This window comes from Streptomyces sparsus, assembly GCF_054776295.1.
This window is the reverse complement of the sequence record NZ_BAAHCA010000568.1, coordinates 1-3,223: the sequence shown is the minus strand read 5'-3', so window position 1 is coordinate 3,223 and position 3,223 is coordinate 1. Positions and strand designations below refer to the sequence as shown.

Genomic DNA, 3,223 nt, shown 5'->3' with positions numbered 1-3,223 from the left:
AGGCTCCACGCCAGGGCCGAACGGAGGCGGGCGGGGGCCAGCACACGGACGCGGGCCACCGCGGAGGGGCGCGGGGGGCGTTCCAGCAGGGCGGGACCGGCCGCTTCGACGGCGTCGAGTTGGGCGCGCATCAGGCCGGCCGCCGTGTCGAGCACGGTGGCGGGACCCGGGTGCATGCCCCTCGTCAGGGCGGGCCTGGTCACGCGTCGACGCGCCAGATCCGTCAGCTCAGCGATCAGGGTGGCCACGGCCGGGCTCCAGCGTGCCCGGACCAGATCCGCCTCCGCGCCGGGGTGGGCGTCCAGGACTACCTGCGGCAGGAGCAGGCGGCCCTCGGCAAGGTCGGTGCTCAGGTCGGTGAGAACGTCGGTGAGCTGGGCGCCGTCGACGAAGTGCTCGTAGTCGGCCTGCCGGTCCAGCCGGAGCGTCATCGGCGCACCGGCCTGATCGAACAGGTGCCGTACCTGGTCGACCCAGGGCACCAGCCCCTCATTGCACCGGGCCCGCCACGCGGCCCAGTCGGGGAAGCGCACCCCGTGGGCGTCGTCCCGCGTCTGAGCCATGGCGCCCCGGAGACCGGTCAGGTCCAGACGCCATCGTTCGGCCGCGTCCACCAAGGCGTACCGGATCGGATCGGTGCTCGTGCCGGCCGCCAGGTCGTGCTCCAGCGCCCTGGTCCACGCTGCGGCGCGCGCTGCACGCTCGGCAGGCTCCGCGCCGGGCTGGTCCGCCAGGTCGTCAAGGGTGGTGGCGGCCGCCCAGAGGGCCCAGCACGCTGGGCGCAGTGCGGCCGGCATCAGCTGGATGAGGGCATGGATCCCGGGATCGTGCCGCCGTGTGGTGCGGCGGCACAGCCGGTACGCCGCCCGCAGAGCGGGGTCCTCGACCCGCAGCGCACGGGTGGTGGTCCGGCGGCGCCGCGCGGGCGCCGTGTCGAGCGGAGTGGGCTGCGGTGTCGTGTGCATCTCGGGGCGTGGACCTCAGGGTTTTTCCGTGTCGGATGCCGTGGCCGACGCCGCGGCGGTTCGGCGCGGCGCGGGAAGGCGGGGCACGGCTTTCTCCGGCCCTGGCGCACGGGGCCGTGTGTCGGCGGGCAGGGCGCTGCGGGTGCTGCGGCGAAAGCCCACCAGGGCTGCCAGGGCCGCTCCCGCGAACCAGGTGAGCTGGATGGCCAGATGGCGCGGTACCGGGTCGGTGGAGAATCCCGCCGCCGTGCTGGCCTGCATGGCTCCGTAGGAGGGCAGGAAGCGGAGAACCGGGTTGTCGGCCCCGGAGCTCGTGATCGGGTTCTGCAGGGCGAGGTCGATGATGCTGGTCATCACGATGGCGAACATGCCCTCGACCTCCCGGCGCAGTACGGAGCCGAAGCCGACACCGAGGGCGCCGTAGGTGAGCCCGGCAGTGAACAGCGCGGCGGCGAGCAGCGCGGGCTGCCGAGGTGTCCACGCCAGGCAGGTGACCGCGGTGGCGTAGGCGGCGACCGTCGCCGAGACGAGAGCCAGCGCGGTCACCTTGGCCAGGACGAGGTGGGTGCGGGGGTAGCCGGCCATCGCCAACCGGCGGTCGAAGCGGTTGCCGGAGAAGGTGGCGGCGAACATCATGAAGCCGGTGATCAAAGTGACCGCGTTGAGGGCGCCGCTGATCTCGGTCAGTTCGTTGCCGCGGGGACTCAGCGTCTCACCGGTGGCGCGCAGCCGCATGGGGGCCGGGGCGTCGGGCATCGCCAGGTAGGCAAGGGTCGTCCACAGGGGGACGAACAGGACCACGAGGACCATGGCGAACCGGTTGCGGCCGTGCTCGACGAGCGCGAATCCGGTGGCGAGCGCGAACCGGGCCACATGGCACCTCACGCGGGCACCGCCCGGTCCGGGCGAAGCACCCCGCCGTCCAGGCGCCACAACTCGTCCAGGCGCCCGGCGTCGTACGCCAGGTGGGAGACGACCAGGACGGAGCGTCCCGCGTCCCGCAGCCTGCGGGCGAGCTCCCAGAACCGCTGGTAGGTGTCCCAGTCGAACCCCTGGTACGGCTCGTCCAGCAGCAGCACCTGGGGATCGTGCATCAGCGCCAGCGTCACGTTCAGTTTCTGCCGCGTCCCGCCGCTGAGGACCCCCGCCCGTTCGTCGGCGTATCCGGCGAAGCCGAGCGTGTCCATGACCTGCTCGGCATACCGCTGGTCTGCCAGGCGATAGGCCCTCTGGAAGAACGTCAGGTGCTGCCGGACGGTCAGCGCGTCGTTGAGGACCACGTGCTGCGGGCAGTAACCGAACCGGCCACCGTGGCGGACCGAGCCACGTGAGGGCCGCAACCCACCGGAGAGGATCTTCAGCAGGGTCGACTTGCCCGCGCCGTTCTCCCCGACGATCCCGCACAGGCTCCCCGCCCCGAGCCGCAGGTCGACGCCACGCAGGACCGCCCGCCGACCGTAGGCGTGGTGCACGCCCTCGACCTCCACGCCCGCACCTCCCACCCGAACCGGACCGTGTACACGAGCCACAACGATCACGGTGCGGGAACGGCACGCCCTGTTGTCGCATCCGTCGGCAGGGGCCTACCCGCGGCCGTCGTCCTGCCGGGAACGTCGACGCCTCAGGAGCGGGCGGGGCGCTCACCCCCGGGGTCGGTCGGGGGTTCGTTCTTCCTGGTGCGGCGGCGGTGGCTGGTGTCGCACCACGGGTACCGGCGGCTGCGGCGGCAGGTGCACAGCGCGACCACGAAGCGGTCCGACCGGGCGATGCCGCCGTCCGCCAGCTCGACCTCGACCGGTCCCTCCACCAGCACCGGACCCTCCGGCTCGACCGTCACCCGACGGGCCCGCCCTGCTTTGGCGGCCGGCGTCCCGTCGCCGCTCGCCGCGTCGGTGCCGGCGCTTTCGTCCGGCGCCGTCCGTGCGGGTCCTGACGCCGTGCGGTCGGGAACGGCGCCGCTCTCCTGCTCATTCCTGCCGTTGCGCACGGACCACCACCAGCTCCTCCTTCTCGGCGCCGGGCGCGATGAAGCCCTGCTCGGCGAGCCAGGCCGCGCGGCTGCGCATGACCGGGCCGAACGGTATGTAGCGGCGCTCGGCGATCGCGGCGTGCAAGCCCGTCCGGCCCAGCAGGTCGACGCTCAGCTCGGGGCCGCACAGCGCCGAGTGCACCATCAGCAGGACCCCGCCGGGCGCGAGCAGGTCCGCCGCGCCGCGGCAGATGCCGTCGATGAACGCCCGGCCGTCGGGGCCCGCGTC

The 3,223-nt window shown here is 73.5% G+C and carries 4 protein-coding genes and 1 pseudogene; all 5 read right to left on the bottom strand.

All coding sequences use genetic code 11. From position 1 onward, the window contains the following. The coding region (locus ACYVE9_RS20315; protein WP_461029320.1) for a squalene/phytoene synthase family protein at positions 1 to 965 on the bottom strand (965 nt) is incomplete at its 3' end. Positions 966 to 980: 15 nt separating this feature from the next. Next, a complete protein-coding gene (locus ACYVE9_RS20310; RefSeq protein ID WP_461029319.1) occupies positions 981 to 1,850 on the bottom strand; it encodes an ABC transporter permease in 870 nt (289 codons plus the stop codon). Beyond that, a complete protein-coding gene (locus tag ACYVE9_RS20305; RefSeq protein ID WP_461029318.1) occupies positions 1,847 to 2,452 on the bottom strand; it encodes an ABC transporter ATP-binding protein in 606 nt (201 codons plus the stop codon). Before ACYVE9_RS20305 ends, ACYVE9_RS20310 begins: the two co-directional genes overlap by 4 nt. Positions 2,453 to 2,586: 134 nt before the next feature. Further along, positions 2,587 to 2,952 (bottom strand): CDGSH iron-sulfur domain-containing protein, encoded by a 366-nt coding sequence (locus ACYVE9_RS20300; protein ID WP_461029317.1) that lies wholly within the window; start codon positions 2,950 to 2,952, stop codon positions 2,587 to 2,589. Then, positions 2,933 to 3,223 (bottom strand): annotated as a pseudogene (locus ACYVE9_RS20295) (methyltransferase); the annotation flags it as partial. The pseudogene ACYVE9_RS20295 and the gene ACYVE9_RS20300, both read right to left, overlap by 20 nt.